The sequence below is a fragment of the Ruegeria sp. BF7 genome (assembly GCF_056538605.1).
Genome location: NZ_JBQFTM010000009.1, coordinates 113,458 through 134,917, shown reverse-complemented (window position 1 = coordinate 134,917; position 21,460 = coordinate 113,458). Strand labels below are relative to the sequence as shown.

General features: G+C 60.7%; 19 protein-coding genes. 6 read left to right on the top strand and 13 right to left on the bottom strand.

The genetic code is table 11. From position 1 onward, the window contains the following. The first annotated feature begins 187 nt into the window (after positions 1-187). The 4 genes from ACR0IK_RS17225 to ACR0IK_RS17210 are packed head-to-tail and all read left to right on the top strand — an operon-like array spanning position 188 to position 3,055. Positions 188-1,048, top strand: a complete 861-nt coding sequence (locus ACR0IK_RS17225) for an alpha-D-ribose 1-methylphosphonate 5-phosphate C-P-lyase PhnJ (protein WP_480642431.1) — start codon at positions 188-190, stop codon at positions 1,046-1,048. Then, complete coding sequence (gene phnK / locus ACR0IK_RS17220) at positions 1,045-1,815, top strand: phosphonate C-P lyase system protein PhnK (protein ID WP_480642429.1); 771 nt, start codon at positions 1,045-1,047, stop codon at positions 1,813-1,815. Before ACR0IK_RS17225 ends, phnK begins: the two co-directional genes overlap by 4 nt. Before the next feature lie 11 nt (positions 1,816-1,826). Next, positions 1,827-2,510, top strand: coding sequence for a phosphonate C-P lyase system protein PhnL (phnL, locus tag ACR0IK_RS17215; RefSeq protein ID WP_480642428.1), 684 nt, complete (start codon positions 1,827-1,829; stop codon positions 2,508-2,510). After that, positions 2,507-3,055: an AAA family ATPase gene (locus tag ACR0IK_RS17210; protein ID WP_480593780.1), complete on the top strand. Its 549-nt coding sequence runs from the start codon at positions 2,507-2,509 to the stop codon at positions 3,053-3,055. The genes phnL and ACR0IK_RS17210 overlap by 4 nt, the downstream gene beginning before the upstream one ends. On the opposite strand, the gene ACR0IK_RS17205 is transcribed toward ACR0IK_RS17210, so the two are convergent. After that, positions 3,037-3,720 carry a DUF1045 domain-containing protein gene (locus ACR0IK_RS17205; RefSeq protein ID WP_480593779.1) on the bottom strand — a complete coding sequence of 228 codons (684 nt, stop codon included), beginning with the start codon at positions 3,718-3,720 and terminating at the stop codon, positions 3,037-3,039. The genes ACR0IK_RS17210 and ACR0IK_RS17205 overlap by 19 nt on opposite strands. Before the next feature lie 52 nt (positions 3,721-3,772). On the opposite strand from ACR0IK_RS17205, the gene ACR0IK_RS17200 reads away from it, so the two are divergent. Next, a complete protein-coding gene (locus tag ACR0IK_RS17200; protein WP_480642427.1) occupies positions 3,773-4,912 on the top strand; it encodes an alpha-D-ribose 1-methylphosphonate 5-triphosphate diphosphatase in 1,140 nt (379 codons plus the stop codon). On the opposite strand, the gene ACR0IK_RS17195 is transcribed toward ACR0IK_RS17200, so the two are convergent. The 7 genes from ACR0IK_RS17195 to ACR0IK_RS17165 are packed head-to-tail and all read right to left on the bottom strand — an operon-like array spanning position 4,913 to position 11,407. Then, entirely contained in the window at positions 4,913-5,389 is a 477-nt protein-coding gene (locus ACR0IK_RS17195; RefSeq protein WP_480642425.1) for a class I SAM-dependent methyltransferase, read from the bottom strand. Beyond that, positions 5,386-6,159 (bottom strand): polysaccharide deacetylase family protein, encoded by a 774-nt coding sequence (locus ACR0IK_RS17190; RefSeq protein ID WP_480642424.1) that lies wholly within the window; start codon positions 6,157-6,159, stop codon positions 5,386-5,388. The genes ACR0IK_RS17195 and ACR0IK_RS17190 overlap by 4 nt, the downstream gene beginning before the upstream one ends. Beyond that, positions 6,156-7,295 carry a glycosyltransferase family protein gene (locus tag ACR0IK_RS17185; RefSeq protein WP_480642423.1) on the bottom strand — a complete coding sequence of 380 codons (1,140 nt, stop codon included), beginning with the start codon at positions 7,293-7,295 and terminating at the stop codon, positions 6,156-6,158. Before ACR0IK_RS17185 ends, ACR0IK_RS17190 begins: the two co-directional genes overlap by 4 nt. Next, positions 7,292-7,876 carry a histidine phosphatase family protein gene (locus tag ACR0IK_RS17180; RefSeq protein ID WP_480642422.1) on the bottom strand — a complete coding sequence of 195 codons (585 nt, stop codon included), beginning with the start codon at positions 7,874-7,876 and terminating at the stop codon, positions 7,292-7,294. Before ACR0IK_RS17180 ends, ACR0IK_RS17185 begins: the two co-directional genes overlap by 4 nt. Further along, positions 7,873-8,949, bottom strand: coding sequence for a glycosyltransferase family 4 protein (locus tag ACR0IK_RS17175; protein ID WP_480642420.1), 1,077 nt, complete (start codon positions 8,947-8,949; stop codon positions 7,873-7,875). Before ACR0IK_RS17175 ends, ACR0IK_RS17180 begins: the two co-directional genes overlap by 4 nt. Continuing rightward, positions 8,949-10,196, bottom strand: a complete 1,248-nt coding sequence (locus tag ACR0IK_RS17170) for a glycosyltransferase family 4 protein (protein ID WP_480642419.1) — start codon at positions 10,194-10,196, stop codon at positions 8,949-8,951. Before ACR0IK_RS17170 ends, ACR0IK_RS17175 begins: the two co-directional genes overlap by 1 nt. After that, entirely contained in the window at positions 10,193-11,407 is a 1,215-nt protein-coding gene (locus ACR0IK_RS17165) for a glycosyltransferase family protein (protein ID WP_480642418.1), read from the bottom strand. The genes ACR0IK_RS17170 and ACR0IK_RS17165 overlap by 4 nt, the downstream gene beginning before the upstream one ends. Positions 11,408-11,765: 358 nt before the next feature. On the opposite strand from ACR0IK_RS17165, the gene ACR0IK_RS17160 reads away from it, so the two are divergent. Further along, the gene (locus tag ACR0IK_RS17160; RefSeq protein ID WP_480642417.1) at positions 11,766-14,138 is read left to right on the top strand and encodes a mechanosensitive ion channel domain-containing protein; all 2,373 of its coding nucleotides are present in this window, start codon (positions 11,766-11,768) and stop codon (positions 14,136-14,138) included. A gap of 88 nt (positions 14,139-14,226) precedes the next feature. Here ACR0IK_RS17160 and ACR0IK_RS17155 read toward each other — a convergent pair whose 3' ends face one another. The 5 genes from ACR0IK_RS17155 to ACR0IK_RS17135 are packed head-to-tail and all read right to left on the bottom strand — an operon-like array spanning position 14,227 to position 21,448. Then, the gene (locus ACR0IK_RS17155) at positions 14,227-15,582 is read right to left on the bottom strand and encodes a CoA transferase (protein ID WP_480642416.1); all 1,356 of its coding nucleotides are present in this window, start codon (positions 15,580-15,582) and stop codon (positions 14,227-14,229) included. Beyond that, a complete protein-coding gene (locus tag ACR0IK_RS17150) occupies positions 15,579-16,733 on the bottom strand; it encodes an ABC transporter permease (RefSeq protein WP_480642415.1) in 1,155 nt (384 codons plus the stop codon). Before ACR0IK_RS17150 ends, ACR0IK_RS17155 begins: the two co-directional genes overlap by 4 nt. Further along, on the bottom strand, positions 16,730-17,758 hold the full coding sequence (locus ACR0IK_RS17145; protein ID WP_480593767.1) for an ABC transporter permease: 1,029 nt from the start codon (positions 17,756-17,758) through the stop codon (positions 16,730-16,732). Before ACR0IK_RS17145 ends, ACR0IK_RS17150 begins: the two co-directional genes overlap by 4 nt. Positions 17,759-17,772: 14 nt before the next feature. Further along, a complete protein-coding gene (locus tag ACR0IK_RS17140; RefSeq protein ID WP_480593766.1) occupies positions 17,773-19,683 on the bottom strand; it encodes an ABC transporter substrate-binding protein in 1,911 nt (636 codons plus the stop codon). Further along, complete coding sequence (locus tag ACR0IK_RS17135) at positions 19,676-21,448, bottom strand: ABC transporter ATP-binding protein (RefSeq protein WP_480642413.1); 1,773 nt, start codon at positions 21,446-21,448, stop codon at positions 19,676-19,678. The genes ACR0IK_RS17140 and ACR0IK_RS17135 overlap by 8 nt, the downstream gene beginning before the upstream one ends. Positions 21,449-21,460: the final 12 nt, after the last annotated feature.

The window sequence follows — 21,460 nt, the reverse complement described above, 5'->3', positions numbered from 1 at the left end:
GTTGCGATTGGAACACAGATGCGATGCGCCAACCGAACTCCAGATCCCTTTTCGGTCTCTCTGCTGCGCGCGGTGGCGATGTTTGGCGTGGCGATTATGTCTGAAGATATACGTCAATATGACCAGAGAGAGCGCGACAATAACAATTACGTCCATAAAAACACCAATTAAAAAGCGAAGTACAAAAATGAATGACTACAATTTCGCATATTTGGACGAGCAAACCAAGCGAATGATCCGCCGCGCCATCCTGAAAGGGTTGGCCGTGCCAGGATATCAGGTGCCCTTTGCCAGTCGCGAGATGCCGATGCCCTATGGTTGGGGCACCGGAGGGGTGCAGGTCACGGCCGCGACGCTGACGCCGGATGACAGGTTCAAGGTGATCGATCAGGGCGCGGATGACACCACCAACGCCGTCTCGATCCGCAAGTTCTTTGAAAACACCGCCGGGGTTGAAACGACTGAGGAAACCGAAAAGGCCACAGTCATCCAAACCCGTCACCGTATCCCCGAAGCAAAGCTGACCGAGGATCAGATTCTTGTCTACCAAGTACCGATTCCGGAACCGCTACGGTTTCTGGAGCCGCGCGAGACCGAGACGCGCAAGATGCACAGCCTGGAGGAATACGGGCTAATGCATGTGAAGCTGTACGAAGACATCAGCCAGCACGGGGCGATCTCGACCGCCTACGCTTATCCGGTGAAGGTCTCGGGGCGCTATGTGATGGACCCGTCGCCAATTCCGAAATTCGATAACCCCAAGCTTGAGATGGATGCGATCCAACTGTTTGGGGCCGGGCGCGAGCAGCGGATCTACGCGGTGCCGCCTCATACCAAAGTTGTCAGCCTCGATTTCGAGGATTACCCGTTCGAGGCAACCAAGGCCGATCACCCTTGCGACCTGTGCGGCGCCGAGGACAGCTATCTTGACGAGGTGATCATGGATGACGCGGGTAACCGGATGTTTGTCTGTTCCGACACGGATTACTGCCGGTCCCGCCGCGCGCAGGGCCACGAAGGCCGCTTGAGCAAGGAGAGCGCAGCATGACTCCGTTGTTGCAGGTCAAAGGCATCCAAAAACACTATGGCGCGCGGATCGGCTGCGCTGACGTCAGCTTCGACCTTTACCCCGGTGAGGTGATGGGCATCGTCGGCGAAAGCGGTTCGGGCAAATCGACCTTGCTGAACTGCCTTGCGGGACATCTGGAGCCTGACGCGGGGCAGGTAGTTTTTGATACGCGTACCGATGGCCCCGTGGATACTGTGACCATGTCGGAACCTGAACGCCGTATGCTGGGCCGTACCGACTGGGCCTTTGTTCACCAGAACGCTCGCGACGGGCTGCGTATGTCTGTGAGCGCTGGTGGCAATATCGGTGAGCGGCTGATGGCCGTTGGCGACCGTCACTATGGCCAGGTCCGCGACCGCGCGATTGACTGGCTGGGAAGGGTCGAGATCGACGGCGCCCGCGTGGATGACCGCCCAACGGCGTTTTCCGGTGGGATGCAGCAACGTCTGCAAATTGCGCGCAACTTGGTGACGGGGCCTCGACTGGTGTTCATGGATGAACCGACGGGCGGGCTGGATGTCTCGGTTCAGGCGCGACTGTTGGACCTGCTGCGCGGGCTGGTGCGTGAAATGGGACTGAGCGCCATTATTGTCACGCATGATCTGGCTGTGGTGCGCCTGTTGGCGGACCGGCTGATGGTGATGAAGGATGGTCACGTGGTCGAGGCCGGTTTGACCGATCAGGTGCTGGACGATCCGCGACACGCCTATACGCAGCTGCTTGTGTCCAGCGTTCTGCAGGTTTGAAGGTGATGGCGATGATCGAACTTAAGGATGTCAGCAAGAGCTTCACTCTGCACAATCAGGGTGGTGCGGTGATCCCGGTGATGAAGAGGGCCTCGCTGAAGGTCGCGCCCGGTGAATGTGTGGCGCTGACCGGGGCGTCAGGGGCGGGCAAGTCCACCCTGATGCGGGTGATCTATGGGAATTATCTGGCCGGGTCCGGACAGGTTCTGGTCGATGGCCTGGATGTGGCTCAGGCCGAGCCACGTGAGGTTCTGGCGCTGCGCCGCGAGACGCTGGGCTATGTCAGTCAGTTCCTGCGGGTGGTGCCACGGGTCCCGACGCTGGAGGTGGTGGCGGAACCTCTGTTGACCATTGGGTGTGACCGGCAGGCGGCGCTGGACAGGGCGGCAGCTTTGCTGGCTCGGTTGAACATTCCTGAGCGTCTTTGGGCGCTGAGCCCCACCACTTTTTCCGGTGGCGAACAACAGCGAGTGAATATCGCCCGGGGATTTGCGCATGACTATCCGGCGATGTTGCTGGACGAACCTACGGCCTCGCTGGATGTGCAGAACCGGGAAACGGTGTTGTCCTTGATCGAAGAAGCCAAGGCGCGTGGCGCTGCGATCGTGGGCATCTTCCATGATGTCGGCGCGCGCGACCGGGTCTGTGATCGTGAGATCAACGTCTCGGATTTCGAACCCGGTGTGGCTGCATGAGCCTTGCGCCTGTCATAGCGTTTGTCGGACCCTCCGGCGTTGGCAAAGACAGCGTGATGGAGGCGCTGGAGGCGCGCGTGCCGGGCATCGGCCGGGCCCGCCGGGTGATTACCCGCCCCGAAGGCGAAGAGGGGGAAGATTTCGACCGGGTGTCCGTTGAGACCTTTCAGCAGATGGTGGCTGAAGGTGCGTTTGCGCTGCACTGGCCCGCGCATGGGTTGTTTTACGGGGTGCCCAAGGGAATTGATAATCTGAGGAATCACACGGACGCGGTGCTGGTGAACATGTCCCGCTCGGTGTTGCTGCAAGCGCAGGAGGTGTTTGGCGATCTGATCGTAATCTCACTGACCGCTGATCCCGAAGTTCTTGTGCAACGCCTGTCCTCGCGGGGCCGTGAATGCGCCGAGGAACAGGTGCGGCGGCTGGAACGGGCCAGCACCCGATTTCCGGATGGGTTGGTGCACGTCATCGAGATCGACAATTCAGGCCCGCTGGAGGCAACGATTGCCGCCATACTGCCCCAGCTTCAACCGGAAAGGGCGTAGCGATGGATCAGGTGAAAGCACCCGTCTTCGGCCTCGCCTACAAGGGCCAGTTCAGTGATCTGGAACGGTGCGGGCAGCAGGGGCGCAAGCTGCGATTGCAGTGCCTCCTGAACCGTTGTCAGCATTGGTTTGCTCAGTTTACTGCTGAGGGTAATGTGAAAGCGGAACGCTTCCATCACGTAAGGGTAACCCCATTGCACCAGATTGGCGTCCTGCTCAGGCGACAGTCCAGCCGCGCGGCGGCGCTCCAGCTCGGCTTCGGACGCGACTGCGCGAAAGTTGTCCAGATCCCGCACGCAGGCGGCAGCCAGTGTATTCAGCGCGCCCTCATCCCCCAACGGGCGCAGGGCCAGAAACCGGCCGAGGCGGGCGATTTCCAGCCCGTCCAGCGTGACCGGAGGTTGCGCCTGCGCAAGCCGTGCGCAAGCGTCATTCAGAGCCTCCACCGACTGCCCGTCATGCAGGCAGAAGGGTGGTTTCATCGTCGCGTGCAGACCGTATTTGCGCGGCACCTCGGTGACGGTGGCGACGTCCACGCCATCAATCACGGGATGCGCGACGACCTTGCCGGTTTCCATGTCCCATCCCAGCCAGTTAGTGGCGAAATTCGCCCATTCAGCCTCGGCTGGCGGCGCAAAGTAGATAGCGTATCGCGTGAATGTCACAGTGGCCTCCTATGCGTGGCCTTCCCAATAGCTCAGAACGTGTGAAGTTCAGATGACAGAAGAAATGATCCTTGCCAATGCCACGCTTGTTCTTCCGGATGAGACCGTTACGGGCAGCGTGCGGATCGTGGGTGACACCATTGCCGGTGTTGCCACGGGTCGCGCCGTTCCAGCGGGGGCGGTCGATTGCGGCGGCGATTTTGTCAGCCCCGGACTGGTCGAGCTGCATACGGACAATCTTGAGCGTCACATCCAGCCGCGCCCCAGGGTCGACTGGCCTCATGCGGCGGCGATTCTGGCTCATGACGCCGAATTGGCCAGCACCGGGATCACGACGGTCTTCGATGCGATGCGCATCGGTTCAATCCCCAGCGGCAACCGTTACAGGAAATACGCCCGCGATCTATCCCGCGAGCTTTGGCAGCTGCGCGAACAGGATGCGCTGAAGATCAGCCACTTTCTGCATCTGCGGGCCGAAGTCTGTTCTGAAACATTGGTGGCTGAGCTGGACGAATTTGGCCCCGAAGATCGTGTGGGGCTGGTGTCACTGATGGACCACACGCCGGGGCAGCGGCAGTTTCGGGACATGTCACAGCTTGAGGCCTACATGAAGGGCAAGCACGACATGACAGACGACGATTTCCTGCAGCATGTCGCACAGCTCAAGGCACTGCGCGACCGGTATGGCGACCGGCACGAGGTTGAAACCGTCAAGGCAGCACAGCGTTTCGGCGCGATGCTGGCCAGCCATGACGACACCACGCAGGAACAAGTGGCGGTGTCCGCCAGTCACGGTATTCGTCTGGCCGAGTTCCCCACCACGGTCGAAGCTGCCCGTGCCTGCCACGATCACGGCATCAAGGTGATGATGGGAGCCCCCAACGTGATCCGGGGCGGATCGCATTCCGGTAATGTGGCCGCGCATGAGTTGGCCGATCTGGGTCATCTTGACATTCTATCGTCGGACTACGTTCCGGCTGCTCTGCTGTTGTCGGCGGCACGTCTGGGCGAGAGGTGGGGCGATATGGCGCGCGGTCTTCGGACCGTGACCAAGACCCCGGCGCGCGTTGTCGGGCTGGAAGACCGCGGTGAGTTGCGTCAAGGCGCGCGTGCAGACGTCATCCGCTTCCGTATGCGCGAAGGCGCGCCCGCGTTGAACGGTGTCTGGTCACGCGGACGTCGCGTGGCCTGATCAGGCGCGATAGAAAAGATACCGGTCCGGCGCTATTGTGTCCGGGCCGCTGATCTGTTCGAAACCCACTAGGGGCTGACCCGAGATCAGCAACCCCCCGGGCCGCATCACCTGCGCGATCAAAGGGCTGAGGCGTGCGGCCTCGGCCACGTCCTCTTCCTTGATGCCGCGCCCGAAATCATAATGCGCCAACGCGATCTTGGCCCCGCCAGCGGCCAGTTTCTCCAGCATGGGTTCTGCTTCGCCCTGCAGGAAATTCTCGGCCGGAGGTGTACTGGAGGGGTGGCATTGCAACACCCGGTCCATCACCCAGATGCGCCGCTTTGGCAGAATTTCCCGCAGGTGATCATAAGTGCGGCCGTTGCCCAGCCCCATGTCCAGAACGTCGCCCTCCATCTCGCTGATCTGAGCGACAGCCCAGTTCAGCCCGTCGCGTTGCGCAGTCAGGCGGCGCAGCATGGAATCCAGTCGGCTCATTCGGGGTCTCCGGTTGATGTGTTAGCAGGCAAGGTCCAGGCAAAACCGGGGCCGTCCAGAAGCCTGCGCAGCAAGTCTTCGGTAAAGGTCCAGATATCGGAGTCATGGACCAGATGATGGGTCAGTACACCGAAAGGTTCGGCGTTGTCAGTTCGTCCTTCGCGGCGGTCCCGCAAAAGGTCGACCGTTTGGGTGATCAGTTTTTCCGGCGCAACCAGCCCCCGCGTTCCTCGCCAATCTATCGGGTCCAGATGGGTATTGATCTGCTCTAAACCGGGCGCGGGCATTCGTGCTTTGCGTGGTGTTGCAGTTGAGACAACGCGATAGCCCAGGGCCGGCAATTCATGAACCACCTCCGGTGCGATCCGGTTCCACGGAGGCACGAAGACCGGGCACAGCCTGTCTCCGACCAGAGCGTTCAGTCGTTCAAATCCTGCGCGCGCATCGGCAAGGATATCTGGCATAGGTCTGTGCAGCCGGAACTCGGATTTCTTTTCGTCTGGCGGTGCATGGTTTTGATGTGCCCAACCATGCACAACCGGAACCAGCGTGTTGCGCTTCCGGACATATTCCACCAACCCCGCATCGGCATCGCGGGGGATGATCGCAAGGTGGACGGGCAGACCGAGAGACCGGGACAGTTCTGACAGTGTTCCAAGCTGCGGTGTTGCTGAAACCGCGTCATCATCGCGCCACCACAGGGGCAGGGTCAGACCCTGCGCCTGCCAGACGTCCAACTCGGTTTTCAAAGGATGCCAGTCGATTATCATGTTTGCTCTTTCAAAGAACATGCGATCTCAACCGATCTGCTGGCTCCGTCAAAGCCCTCGGAAGGTATTGCGCGCGAGCCATCGGACATGACCGCCGCAACAGCCTGCGCCAAAGCCGCGCCATCCAGATCCTTGCTGGGTATTACCTCGATGGCGGACAGGTCCGAGAGGCTCTGCCCGCGCAAGCTTTGCTCGACCTCTTTGCCATCGTCAAAGGGAATGAACACGGCAGGTGTTCCCGATTGCAGGATGTCCAGCGCGGTATTGTAGCCGCACATGGAGACTGAAGCCGCAGCAAGGGGCAGCATCTGCCGGAAATCGGGGCGCACCGGTTCAAGGGTAACCGGGGCATTGCCGACCACCTGTTGCAACTGCTCAATGCGTGCGGGTGCGTCCTGGCCGCCCACCAACAGGCGCCAGCGCCTGTTGGACATCTTTCGGGCAGCCTCGATGGATGCGCGAAAGATTGGCAGGCCAACTGATCCGCCACCCGTGCTGACCAGAACCTCGTCCTTGCCGCTCTCATCGGGGTGCGGCGCGGGGGCTTCGGGGGCGACAAAACCGGTATAGAACAACCGCTCGCGCAACCGCTCGGTCACGGGCCAGCTGACCTCCAGCGGAACAAAGTTGGAGTCGGAATGGACGAGGATGCCGTCATAGTACCCGCACACAATTTCTTCCGCGCGTTGTGCTTTCGACGGTTTCGAAGGCGGTGCCAGGATGTCCCGGACTGATCCCAGAATGACCGGACGGCGCGGCAGGTTGCGTGCGGCCTCAAGCGCAACGGTGAATTCGGAAGACAAGGATCGGCGGCCAAAAGGAAACAGCTCGGTGATCATAATGTCCGGTGCAAAACTCCGCACGGCTTCGACCAGCGCGGATTCGCGTGCCGCCAGATAGGCCCGGTCTGCCACGTCACCGCTCTGTGTCAGAAGACGAGTGAAATCGGTACCATCTGAGCGGAGCGGCGGCAGCCCCAGCAGGGTCATGCCAGAACTGTCCAGCTGCGGTGCGGGCATCCCGCCCGAAACAACAAAAGTCTCGTGCCCCGTGCGTATAAAAGTCCGGCCCAGTGTCAGGGCACGGCTCAGATGCCCGGTGCCCAGCAGATGAGTGACAACAATCATGACCTTCATGAGGAGGCCTCGGGCCTGATCAGGCGGATGGGGTCGGGCAAAGGCGCCATATTTGACAAATCGACGATATACAGGCGGTTGCGCTTGATTTTAAAGGGGGCAGGACCGTCGAAATTCCAACCCCAGGCGCGGGCCAGAATGACTCGCATGATGCCGATATGGCAGACTGCAACTGTGTCGCCCGTCAACCCGTTCAACCAGGGCTGCAGTCGTTCCCAAACCTCGGCCGGGGTCTCACCACTTGGTGGGCAGTACTCCCATCCCCAGTCCTCGATGTGGCGGTAGCCACTGTTGGGGTCGGCAATCAAATCGATTCCGCGCAGACCTTCCCAATCGCCCCAGTTCATCTCGGTCAACGCATCCGAAGTCAGCGGATCGCGCCCGGCGACAAGGCGGGCGGTTTCACTGGCCCGCTGCAACGGGCTGGACCAGAGGGTTGCGCGGTGCCACGGGGCGGGTAGGTGTGTGGCGGCAAGTTCAGTCCGGGCGTCATCATCCAGCGGAATGTCACTACGCCCCTGAATGCGACCCGCGCGGTTCCAGTGCGTGTGTCCATGTCTCAGCAAGGCCAGCCGGGTCATCGAGTAGCCTCCACCAAGGGGCGGGCGGCCTGCCAGAACCGGTCGGTGGCTGCTGCCATCAGGTGGCGTTCGGCCATCCGTATGCGGGCGTCAGCCCCCAGCGTCAGACGGAGGCGCCGGTTGCTCAACAAAGCATGAAGCCGCGCGGCCAGCCCCTTTGGCCCTGCATCCACGTTGGGGTAGTCTGATGGGACGAGCACGTCCCGCACGCCCGGTCGGTCCTGAGCGACAACCGGCACACCGCTGGCCTGTGCCTCAAGGTAGATCATGCCATAGGCTTCGTTGACACCGGGCCAGACCAGTAGGGAAGCCTTGGTGTAGAGAGCCTGCAGCGTGTCGCGGTCGCACTGGCCCAGAAACCGAACCTTTGCACCGAACGGGGCCATCAGCGCCTCAACCTCGGATCGGGCGGGGCCATCACCCGCGATATTCAGTGCCCAGTCCCCAGACAGAAGCGCGAGCGTTTGCGCAAGAAGGGAATAAGACGCCAGTTTGTCGCCGTGCCGCATCATGCCCACTGTCAGCATCGGACCATTGCAGGTTGAGGCTGGTGGCAGTTCCGACAAGGGTAGGAAAGGCGGCAATTCTATAAGGCGCTGTGCCCCGTATCGTTCCCGTTCCAGCGTGATCAGATCATTGGCGGTATGGTAGAAGATCACCTGTGCCGCATCGCAGGCGTCATGCGCTAATTGGGCAAACCCGGCCCAGGGGCCGTTCAGACGGCTGGTTGCGCGGGTGCTTTCCAGCTGTACATAGGGAATGCTCCGGGCCTTGCAGATGCGCGGGCCCAGCAGGTCCGGCGCCTTGTAATAGTTATGGTAGGTCACCCAAAGCGCGGTGTCCGTGGGTAGGTCATCGATCAATCGCTGAACCTCGGTGTAGGCTTCGGCGCGCAATGCAGCCTGTATTTGCGTGTCCCCAACCTTGTCAAAGACGCGCAACCGCGAGGCCAGTTCTACCGTATCGCCTTGTGCTCCAATCGCCTGCATCAGGTTGCGCGCCATCTCACGATCCCCCGACGGCACCGGGCTGTCGGGCGCTTTCATTGGCGTGTAGAAGGCGATCCTTGCCATCAGACCGTGTCCGCACCCAGCGCGCGCAGCCGTTCTGACAGGCGGGCGATGCCGGGGTCCATGCGAAACTCGGCGATCAGGCGGTCATAGGCGGCGGTGGCCATCGCTGCGGTTTGCCCGGGCGTTGCGGCCATGTTGGTGATGGCCGTGGCCAGCGCGGCTGGGTCGTCGTCTGACAAGACGCCTTGGGTGCCCGTTTTGATAAACTCGGGAATGGCCGACACTGGCGTCGACAGGATCGGCAACAGTTGCGACGCCGCCTCCATCAGCACGTTGGGCAGCCCGTCGCGGTCTCCGTCATTGGCAATCCGGCTGGGCAGCACGAACAGGTCGGACGTGCGCATCGCCGCGATCACTTCGGGTTGGTCACAAGCTCCTTTCCACGTGATCCGATGCGATACCCCCGCAGCCTCGGCCCGGGCGCGCAGGGTGTCGCCGAGTGTACCGCCACCGATATGGGTCCAGTGCCAGTCCAGCATGTCAGGCAGCATGGCAAAGGCGTCGATCAGGCGGTCGAACCCCTTCTTCTCGACCAGACGACCAACCGACAGCATATGAAACGGTGCCTCCGGACTGCGCTGGGCGCGGTCTGGCGGGGCGGGGAAGCGGGTCAGATCCAGCCCGTGATAGATCAGTTCAACTCGCGCGGGATCGTCAGCCAGGCTGCGCAGGTGGTCGGCCCCAATGGCCGTGCAGGTCGCACCAAAGGCTGCGCCGTGGGTGCTGGCCTGTAGCTTTTCGACCTTTTCCCATTCGGGAGAGGTCCAGATGTCTTTGGCGTGGGCCGAAAAGCTCCACGGCAGGCCGCGCATGATGGCGGCGTACCGCGCAACCGAGGACGGTGTGTGCATGAAATGCGCGTACATCACCTGCGTCGCTTCAGGCAATTCGGCGGCCAGAACGCAGGCCTGACCAAAGCGGCGGATCCGGTTATGGGTCGGATCACGGCGCAGATCGGCGCGCCAGACCCGGTAGGCCTCGGCATACCCGGGCAAAGTTTGTGCTGCACGGCGCGCAGCCCAGACGCGCTGGGGTTCTTCGTAAAGGTATTCGGGCAGGTAGCGCACCTGACCCCGGAACTGGTCATGCAGCGGATGCCGTTTCACATCGGTCGGGTGGCGCAGCGACCAGATGTCAAAGCTGTGCCCGGCTTCCTGCAGGGCGACAAGTTCCTGCGCGATGAACGTCTCGGACAGGCGCGGCCATCCCTTGACCAGCACCGCCAGTTTCGGCTGAGGTGTTGTCATCCGGTGGCCCGTTTCTGTTCCCGGCTCAGCAGGGTATCGACCCGGTCGATGACGTAATCCAACCCGTCCAGCAAACCGCCTTGGATGGCCTGCGATGGCAGAGGTTGATTTGGGAGGCTGCGGATCGCCTGTATCATTGCATCCGGGGTCAGACCGTCCCGGTTTTCGTCCAGCATCTGGACGAGGCCCAGACCTTCGGCCCGCGAAGCGCGAATCCACTGCTCCAGCCGCGGCGTTGTGCGGGGCACGATCACAGCACGTTTGTCAAAGGACAGAACTTCGCAGAACGTGTTGTAGCCGCCCATGCACACCACTCCGGCAGCCCCGGCAAACAGCGTTTCGATCTGGGATTCAAAACCAACGGCGGTCACCCGCCCGTTCAGTGCGGCAACGCGGGTCTCAAAGTCTTCGCGCAGCTCACCGGACAGGAAGGGGCCATAGACCAGCACTGCGCGCGGCGACAGGGTCGGGTCTTTTTCATAGGCGGAAAGGACAAGATTCACCATCGCCTTGCCGTCACCACCACCACCCGGCGTGATCAGGATATAGGGCTGTTCGGGCGGTTCGCCGACCGGGCCGAGATCGCGGCGAAGGTATCCCGTCCAGTGAATGCGCGACTGTGCCGCGTGGCTGAGCGGCAGGCCCTTTGTCGGGTCATATATAGAACGCAGCCCGTAGACCCAGATTTCGTCATAAAAACGCTCGGTTGCTGCCAGAGCCTCTTTCCGTTCCCATTCGGCGGCCAGAACTTCGGGCTCGTCAAGCACGTCGCGCAGACCCAGCACCAGTTTGGTGCGTTGCGAATGCAACAGGCTTTCCAGTGTTGGCAGCAGTTCGCCGCGAAAACCGGTGGGCTCTTTGTCAACGACCAGCATATCGGGCTCGAATTGTTGCACGGCGGTCTGGATCAGGCCTGCGCGCAGCTCGGTCACCTCTTCGATGCCCATGCCAATCGTTCGGGCCGCATAGGACCCGTCGGCGCGCTTGGTCACGCCTGGCAGGCGCACATGGTCAACCCGGCGCGGAAAGGTGAAACGACCGGCCACCGGGGACCCGGTCAGGATCAGGGCTGACGCCTCGGGGTTGGCCTGCGTGATGGCCGCGGCCAGAGCGCGCGACCTGCGCAGATGCCCCAATCCGAACGTATCGTGGCTGTAGAAAAGGATGCGCGGCGCCCGGCCGGTGGTGTCGTTTTGTATTCCTAGGCTCATGCCTTCGCCTGTCGTGTTTCTCGGTGCAAATCCGCGCGTTTACACCCGTTACCGTATATTCTTTGCCGCCGCTTGCCAAAGGGGGTGACGTGATTGTGCAAATTCGACAAGCATTGCGAAATGGCAACATCCGGCGCTTTTGGAATTGCGGATGTATCCAAGCCCTGAAGTCGTCATTCCACCCAGTTTGCCGGATTGGTCATATTCAGTTTTTGCAAGGTTGCAAACACTGATGTCGCGAGCATTGCAGCAGGAACACGAATTGACACGATCTTGGGAAGTAAAAGGCTGAGTATTTGAATACACTTAGGCGCTTCGGTAATCTGTGGTGCATCACGCGGATTGGACGAAAAACTCGATGAAACTCAAATCTCTTGCTGGAATGGCCTTGTTGATCTTGGCAATTGCAGCGGCCTTTGTCACCGGAGCGGCGGCGCAGACGACATTGATTCCGGGGTACAGTTCTGGTTCCAGTTCCGAGACTGACACAAGCACCGAGGGCGAACTGGCCGACGCCATTCGGGCCGCGACTGAGGCCGGCGCCAGCGTGATTGTCATCGACAGCGCGGGACAAGTCGTGTCGTCGGGCGGTCAGACCAGCGCCACAGCGGATGAAACCCATGATCCGATGGCTGAAGGCTCGCAACTGATGAAAGCGCAGGAGCGGTTCTCGAAATTCCGCGAGTCCATGGAGTCGCGGCTGCAGGCCTTGCCCTATTCGATCTTCGAAGTGCAGTACATCCTGCGCCAGACCAGTCCCGATGGCCGCATTCAGACCTATGTCGAAGTCTTGTTCTGGAATGTCCTGTTCCTGCTGCTGGGGCGCTGGCTGTCTACTGAGATTTACGGCAAGCGCATGGCCAAAAAGCTGGTTGTGGCGCGATCCAAGGAAAACCCGCAAGGCTACCGGGAAAAGATGCCGTTTTTGGTGTTCCGGTTCTTCATGGGGATCGGCGGCACGGTCTTTGCTATGCTTATGGCCCTGATCGTGGGGTTTCTGTTCTTTGGTGAGGCCGAAGACATCTCGATCCAGTTCACGGTCACAGCAATTTTTACGGCGTTTTTCCTGTCGCGCACGGTATCCGACCTGTGGCGTATGGTGCTGTCGCCCTATTTGAGCCAATACAGACTGCCACCGTTTTCCGACCGGGATGCGAAGCGCTTGTATTTCTGGGCCTCGGCGCTTGCGACCTATGACATCTCGGTGGTTTTGTTTTCGACCTGGGTTGCGGATTTCGGGCTGAACTACAACGTCTATGCCATGGTTTACGGCGGCCTGACGATGTTCGGCGCGCTGGGCAATGTCTTGATGATCCTGTTCAACGCGCGGGCCATTTCCAACGCCATACGCGGTGGGCGGGCGCCGGATGAGGTGTCGTGGATCGTGCGCTTCATTTCCTTCGCATGGGCGCCTGTTCTGATCGTCTACATCGTGTTCAGCTGGTTCAAGCTGGCGGTCGATCTGGTGCTGGAAAACGAGAACTCGCTGCCGATCGTGGCCAGCAGCTATGCGATCTTCATGTCGGTGGTCGTGGCCTATGGGGCGATGAATTACCTGCTTGAGCGCTACTTCGACCGCAATCGCCAGATGGAGGAGATGAACGCTGAAGAAGAAGCCCCGGAAGAGGTCGGCGAACCGGTGGAAACCATCGAGGCCGAGGTCCGCAAGCACAGTATGCTGACCTATGAGGATCTGGCCCGTCGCGTGGCTGGCATTCTGGCCTTTGTGGTAGGCCTCTATGCCCTTGTCGTGATCTGGAACCCCGAAGCCAGCTGGAGTGAGGATCTGCCGATCGGGCGGGCTTTGGACGTGATGGTCATCCTGTTCATCGGGTATATCCTGTTCCACTTTTTCCGCATCTGGATCGACACGAAAATCGCTGAGGAAATCGACGATGGGGGCGAAGAGGCGGAACTGGGCGATGAAGGTGGCGAAGGCGGGCAGAGCCGCTTGGCCACTCTGCTACCGCTGTTCCGAGGGGCGATCCTGGCTGTGGTTGTTGTCACCATCGTGCTGATCGCGCTGATGGAACTGGGCATCAATGTCAGCCCGCTGTTTGCGGGCGCCGGTGTCGTGGGTCTGGCCGTAGGGTTTGGTTCACAGACGCTGGTGCGGGACATCTTTTCGGGCGCGTTCTTCCTGTTGGACGATGCGTTCCGTAAAGGGGAGTACATCGACATTGGCGACGTGAAAGGCACGGTCGAGAAGATTTCGGTCCGGTCGTTCCAACTGCGGCACCATCTGGGCGCGCTGAATACGATTCCGTTTGGCGAAATCAAGGTGCTGACCAATTACTCCCGCGACTGGGTGATCATGAAGCTGCCGTTGCGCGTGACCTATGACACGGATGTAGAGAAGGTGCGGAAACTGATCAAGAAGTTGGGTCAGGAACTGCTGAGCGACCCGGTGATTGGCGAGAACTTCATCCAGCCGCTGAAATCTCAGGGTGTGATCGAGATGCAGGATTCGGCGATGATCATCCGGGTCAAGTTCATGACCAAGCCGGGCGATCAATGGCTGGTGCGAAAGAAAGTGTATCAGGAAATCCGCGAACTGTTCGCGCGTGAAGGCATCAAGTTCGCCCATCGCGAGGTCACTGTTCGGTTGGCCGAGGGCAAAGACCCGGAAGACCTGTCGCCGAAACAGCGTGAAGCAGTGACCGGAGCGGTGCAGGCTGCGATTGACGAAGATTATCTGGATGACATCGGCCCTGGAGGGGATGACCGCTAAGGGAAGCTCCTGCCCCTTTGGATCGCGTCTCTGACGAGACACCACCCAAAGGGTTGGGCCAAGCCGCGCGTTCCGCGCGGCGGGTGTGTCAGGTTGAAAGCGACGGCCAGGTCGGTTGGGATGTGCCCAACTTCGCGGCGGGGAGGGACCAGGACATTTGCGCGGCACCAACAGCCAAAGCTGGTTTCAGCCGGTGGCCCGTTCCCCAGCCGGACTCTTCGGCATTTTGCGTATAGTCGGCAGGTGATGCATTCGTAATGTCGCCTTCGGCTTTGGATTTCGCCAGTGCGGCCAGCAACTCTGCCGTGCGGGCAAGTGACAGCTGGGCGAGCATGGTGGAGTTGCCGGAGGCCGCCTCGGCCAAGGCTGACAAGACGGCTGCGGCCATAAGGTAGCCCGTCGCATGGTCCAGCGCTTGCACGGGCAATGGCGTGGGGTTGTCGGCCTTGGCCCATGCGCGGCCGGCATCCGCGATCCCGGCGCTCATCTGGACAAGGCTGTCAAACCCACGTCTGGTAGACCAAGGGCCCTGCCAGCCATAGGCGTTCAAGGTGACCTCGACCCGGTTCGGGGCCAGTTCATCGCGTTTGACCTTAGTAAGTCCAAGCGCGTCCAGCGCGCCGGGGCGGTAGCCGTGGACGAAGACATCCGCCTGCGCAAGCAGGTCCTGCAGTTGTTTCAGGCCGCCGGGCGATTTCAGGTCCAGATAGGCGCAGCGTTTGCCCAAAGAGATATCCGGGATGACGCCGGGTTCGTCCCATCCGGGCGGGTCGATGCGCAGAACTTCAGCCCCAAAACCCGCCAGCGTTCGTGTCGAGACAGGGCCCGCCAGAACACGCGTCAGGTCCAGAACGCGCAGGCCCGCCAATGGGCGGTTGGCCGTGGCTTGGGGGCGGTCGCGCAGCGTGATGCGTCTGGGGTTTTGCCAGCCGACCAGCGGGTCGCGGGACACAGCACGCCCCTGCGGATGCTCCAGCCATTCCGCGCGGCTGCGCATGGCAGCAGCAACGCCGCCCTCGGCCACAATTGCGGTTTCCAGATCAGAGTTCGACCACTCTTTCAACGCTTGTGCCACGGCGTCTCGATTGCCCGGGACCCCGAGAACCTTCAGCGCCGCCGCCTTGTGGCGGGGCAGGTTGGTGTGCAACCTGATCCAGCCGTCCGAGGCCGGGTAGTCTCCGGCCACGGCGTCCCAGAGGCTGGGCATCTCCCATCCCTCCGGCTTGAACGAAAACCCATACCATAGTGAGGCCAGTCGGTGATCGACCAAAACCTCGGGAGCTTTGGGCGCAAGGTTCAACGCAGCCACAAGACGCGCAAGTTCCTGACCCACGGCGGCAAAACTTGCTGTGGCCAGTTCCGACACAGCAAATGCGCTGGGCCGCGCCCCTTTGCCGGTTTTCTTGTAGCTGTCAGCGGCGGGGAGGGCGGAGAACAGGCTCATTGCTGATAGGGGTCCAGACTGTCGCGCAAACCGTCACCGAGGAAGTTGAAGGTCAGTACCACGACGATGATCGGCAGCATCGGAATGGCCGTCCACGGGTAGATTTCGATTGAGGCCAAGTTCTGCGCGTCGTTCAGCATCACACCCCAACTAACCGCCGGTGCCCGCAGGCCCAGACCCAGGAAGCTGAGCGCCGTTTCTCCGAGGATCATCGCCGGTATCGACAAGGTTGCCGACGCGATCAGATGAGACATGAAGTTCGGCAACAGGTGTTTTCGGATCACCCGGCCTGAACTTGCGCCCATCATCTCGGCCGCGCGCACGTACTCCTCTTCGCGCAGCGAAAGGAACTTGGCGCGCACGGATCGGGCGAGGCCGGGCCAGTCGAGAATGCCGAGGATGATTGAAATGATGAAAAACACCGCCACGGGGCTCCAATTAGACGGCACAGCGGCGGATAAGGCCAGCCAGAGCGGCAGCTCCGGCAGGGAACGCAAGATCTCGATCACGCGGTTAATGACCCAGTCGATCTTGCCGCCGAAATACCCGGCTACCGAGCCGAAGAAGATGCCTAGAACGAAGGACACCGTGATACCGATCAGGCCCACAGTCAGCGACAGTTGCGCGCCAAAGAGGATGCGGCTGAATACATCCCGGCCTAGTCGATCCGAGCCCCACAGGAACAGCGTCGCACCTTCGGGCGCGCAGAAAAGATGGGTGTCCGACCTGATCAGGCCGGCGAGTTTGTATTCGGCCCCTTCACAGAAGAACTTGATCGGGCGCGGGTCCTCAAGGTCGGGGACGAATTTCCATTGGAAGGTCTCAAGATCGGCCTCAGCCACGATCGGATAGACGTGGGGGCCGATGAACTCGCCCTCGTGAAACCAGCTTATGCTTTGCGGCGGGGCATAGAGGTGCTCTCCGTTCCGTTCATTCGGCCCATAGGGCGCGATGAAGCCGGCAAAGGGCAGCATCAGGTAGCACAACAGCAGGAAAATGCCCGAGACCAGGCCCAGTTTGTGGGTCTTGAACTTGCGCCAGACCAGCACCCAGTTGGGCGCGTCCAGATCGGCACGCTCAAGCTGTTGCAGAGCGACATCCGGGTCATAGGGGGCGTCGTCGACATAGCGACCGTCAGGGTGTTGGGTCATGCTTCACGCCCCTCATACCGGATGCGCGGGTCCAGCATGACCAGCAGGATGTCGGATATCATGGTGCCGATCAGGGTCAGCAGCGCCACGAACATCAGGATGAAGGCGGACAAGAACTGATCCTGCGTTTTCAGCGCCGTCAGCAGGGTCGGGCCAATGGTCTGCAGGCCCAGCACGACCGAGACCAGGACCGAGCCGGACACCATCGACGGCAGCAGGTTGCCGATATCGGCTACGAATGGATTGAAGGCCACGCGCAGCGGATATTTCGTCAGCATCCGCGATGGGGCCATACCCTTGGCGATGGCGGTTTCCACGTAGGGTTTGCCCAACTCATCCAGCATATTGGCGCGCAGACGCTGCATCATCGCCGAGGCACCGGATGTGCCGATCACGAAAGTCGGGACAATCAAGTGGACGAGGATGGATTTCATCTTCTCCCAGCTCATTGGCAAACCTTCGAAAGACGGATCCATAAGACCGCCAATGGGCAGGTTGAAATAGCGGTGGCCGTAATAGAACAGGATCAGCGCCAGCAGAAAGTTCGGCGTGGCCAGGCCAAGATAGCCAACAAAGGCCGAGGTGTAGTCGATCCAGGTCCGCGACTTTGCAGCAGCAAGAACGCCCAGCGGCAGAGCGACGGCATAAACGAACAGGATAGCCGCCAGGTTGACTACAACGGTCAGCCACAAGGTATCTCCCACGATCTCGGCGACTGGGCGGTCGAATTCGAAAGACCAGCCATAGTTGCCCTGTAGCAGACCTTCAAACCCGTGCGGGCCGGGCCAGAAGCCCATCCAGATCAGGTATTGTTCCCATATGGGGCGGTCCAACGCATATTCCGCACGCAGGAACTCGGCCTTTGCCACACCGGCAGATTGTCCCGAGGCCTGCAATTCCGCAATCTGGTTGCTGAGGTAGTCGCCGGGCGGTAGGTTGATGATCACAAAGATCAGCACCGACACCACCAGCAGCGTCAGCAGCATCGTGAAAAAGCGATAGACTGCATAGCGCAGCATTACCATTTAGCTGCTCCTGATCAGTCGGCGAAGAAAAACTCGTCCGGCCGGTGAATACCGAAATGCGCGCCGGGCTCCCAAGCCCACATGGCCTGTTCGGGCACATTGCGCAGGCGGTTCGAGACCACGACCGGCTGAGGGGCGCCGTTCAGGATACCGATGGCAAAAAGCTGGTCGGCGTGGATGTTCAGCATCTCGGTCCAGATCGCCTCGCGCTCTTCATCGGTGGTGGCCACTTCCCAGTCGTGGGCCAATTGCATCAGCCGTTCAGCCTCGGGCATATCGGGTGCTTCGCCCACATCGCCACCGGTTTGGTAATACTGACCCCATTTGGGCCAAGCCAGAAACACCTGATCCGTAGGTGCAAGATAGGCAGGAGAAGTATGGGTCTGCGGGATACCATCATCCCAGCCGAACCAGACCGAGGCCATGGTGTTGCCCGCGAACACGCGATTGCGCAGGATGTCCCGGTCCAGCGGGCGCATCACCAGATCCACACCGATCTCGCGCCACGTATCTGTAACGATCTGCAGTGCGTTTTCGACCTCTTGCCGTTCACCGGCGGTTTCGATGATCAATTCCATCGGGCGGCCATCGGGCAGCAGACGGATGCCGTTCTTGTTACGCTCGGTCAGACCGGCCTCATCCAGCATGGCGTTGGCCTGTTCGATGTCAAACTGGGCCCATGCCTGTGCATTTTCCTCGCTATAGAAAGGGGACGCGGGCAAAACCGACATCGCACCGGGTTGCGCCAGCTTGAAATAAAGCGCTTGATTGATCGTCTTGCGGTCAATTGCCAGTGACAGGGCACGGCGCACGCGCACATCGCGCAGAACCTCGCGCCAGCCGTCATCGGCAAAGTTCAGGTTCGGGTAGATCGCGATCTGCGAGGCGACACCGGTCTTCCACAGCCGTGTTTTGTAATTTCCGGCCTCTTCGCCCTTTTTCAGGATGGATGCATCGCGGAATGCCAGGCCACGCCCTTGCAGGTCGGTTTCACCGGCATTGGCCTTAGCCGCGACCAGGCCGGGAGCGACGATTTCCATTTCGACCACATCGATATAGGGCAGTTGCACGCCATTGCTGTCGATGCGGTGGTAATAGGGGTTTCGGACAAAGTTGTGTCGGATCTTCTTGCCCGAGCTGGCATTCAGCCAGGGCTGCAGCGTGGGCAGTTCGTGATTGTCGAACTTGTAGAGGTTGTCCAGCTTGTTGTGCAGCGCTGCCCAGCTTTTGACGCGGGCGTCGCTGACCTGAAAGGCTAGTTCTTCGGTATCTGCGTATTGCTCGTGATACTTCTTCAGAAAGGCAGAGGGCCGGTAAATGAACGGCGGACGCGCCTGAGCCAGCGATTGCAGGAAGTCGGGGTTCGGGTCTTCCCACTCATAAACGACGGTGGTCTCATCCGGGAAAGATACGGTGGGCAGCTTTCCCTCGACGATCAGAAAATCCGGTGGGCCCGAGGGGCTGAGAAGTTCGTTATTCGCCACATCCTCCCACCAATAGCGGAAATCCTCGGAGGTGAAGGGCGAACCGTCCGACCATTTGTGTCCTTCGCGCAGATGCAGCGTGAATTTACGATTGCCTTCACTTTCGTAGGAGTCCAGCAGGTCGGGCACCAGTTCGTAGTTTTCGTTGAACCCCACCAGCCGGGCATATCCATAGACCACCATCTGGCGGATGTCCTTGGACCGGGTGACCATGGTGCGCAGCGTGCCGCCGGGGGTTCCGAACTCGCGCCCTTTGGCGGCCAGATCGACGACCAGAGGTTCGTCGGGAAGACGTTCGGCCACGGGGGGCAGATTGCCTGCGTTTACCTCGGTTGCCCAGAATTCTCCTTCCAGTGGGGTGGGGGTGTCTGCCGTGGCGGGCAGCATCCATGCAGCGGCCAGCGTGGCGGCCAGAAACAGAGGGCGAGTGGTCTTAAACATGGCATCGTACCTTATGGCCGGGTTCCATCTCTACCAGTGAAGGTATCACGGAGTCGGTAAATCGGAAGGCGTCATCCCAACTGTCTGGCGAACCTGCGCCCAAAGCAACCAGTTTCAGGTCAATGGGGCGGTTGATGTCAGGTTCTGGCTGAGCGGCAATAAGCGCCTTGGTATAGGGGTGGCGGGGATTGTAGAAGAGCGTCTCGGGCGGGGCTTGTTCGATAACCAGCCCCCGGCGCATCACGGCGACCTCGTCGGCGATACGCGCCACAACCGCAAGGTCGTGAGAGATGAAGAAATAGGACAGGTTCAGACTGTCCTGCAGGTTTTCCAGCAGCGTAAGGATCTGTTCCTGAACCGAGACATCCAGCGCCGAGGTCGGCTCGTCGCAGACGATCAGTTGCGGGTCCAGCATCATGGCGCGCGCGATCGACAGGCGCTGACGCTGACCGCCTGAAAAGGCATGCGGGTAGCGTTTCAGCATGTCAGCGTTCAGACCGACCCGTTGCAACATCTCGCCCGCCTTGTCACGCTGTTCTGACACCGTGCCGATACTGTGGATCTCCAGCGGCTCGGTCATCGCGTCCTGAATGCGCATCCGGGGGCTGAGCGAACTGTAGGGGTCCTGAAACACCATTTGCGCCTTGCGCTGAAAGGCAGTGCGTTGAGCGCGGGTCATGTGATGCACGGTGATCGGGTCTGCGTCCGATGAGGTCCGAAACAGCACCTCGCCGCCGGGATCTGGCGGTTCGGCCCCCAACGCGATACGGGCCGCCGTGGTTTTACCCGATCCGCTTTCGCCGACGATGGCCAGCGTCTTGCCGCGTGCCAGTTTCAGGTCGACGCCACGGCAGGCATGGATCAGTTTGTCCCCCTGCCAGCCCTTGCTGGAGCGCATGGTGTAGGTTTTTGACACGCTCTTCATCTGCAGGATCAGGTCCTCGTCTGGCATTGGGATGCCAACGGATTCTTCGTCCGGAATCTCGGGCGCTGCGTTGAACAACTGCTGCGTATAGGGGTGCGCAGGCGCGGTCAGAATGGGGGCGGCTGCGCCAGCCTCCATCACGCGGCCCTTGTGCATGACGACGACCTGTTCTGCCATGTTGGCAACCACACCCAGATCGTGTGTGACCAGGATCAGCGCCATCCCGGTCTCGCGCTGCAATTCCTTGATCAGGCCCAGCACCTGCGCCTGTGTCGTCACGTCAAGTGCGGTGGTCGGCTCATCCGCGATCAGCAGTTCCGGCTTGGACACCATTGCCATCGCAATCATTGCGCGCTGACGCATGCCGCCGGACAATTCAAACGGGTAAGAATCATAAGCCCGCTGCGGATCGGGAAAGCCTACGCGCTCGAACTGGGTCAGCACCTCTTTGCGGGCCTGCGCTTCGGACGCGCCACGGTGCAGCCAAAGCACCTCGCTGACCTGATTGCCGATCTTGTGCAGGGGCGACAGGGATCGCATCGGCTCCTGAAAGATCATTGAAATCCGGTTGCCGCGAATCCCGCGCATCTGCTTTTCGCTGATCCGCGTCAGGTCTTCGGTGCCCTTGGAATCGTTCAGTGTAATCGTGCCGCTGCGTATCTGGGCGGTACGCGGCAATATCCTTAACGCCGCTCGGCATGAGATCGTTTTGCCCGATCCGGATTCGCCTACCAAAGCCAGCGTTTGCCCGGCCTCGACATCGAAATTGACGCCTTTGACAACGGGCTCACCCGCGCCAAATCCGATGCTCAAATCGCGGACGGACAACAACGCCGTCATGCGGGTATTCCA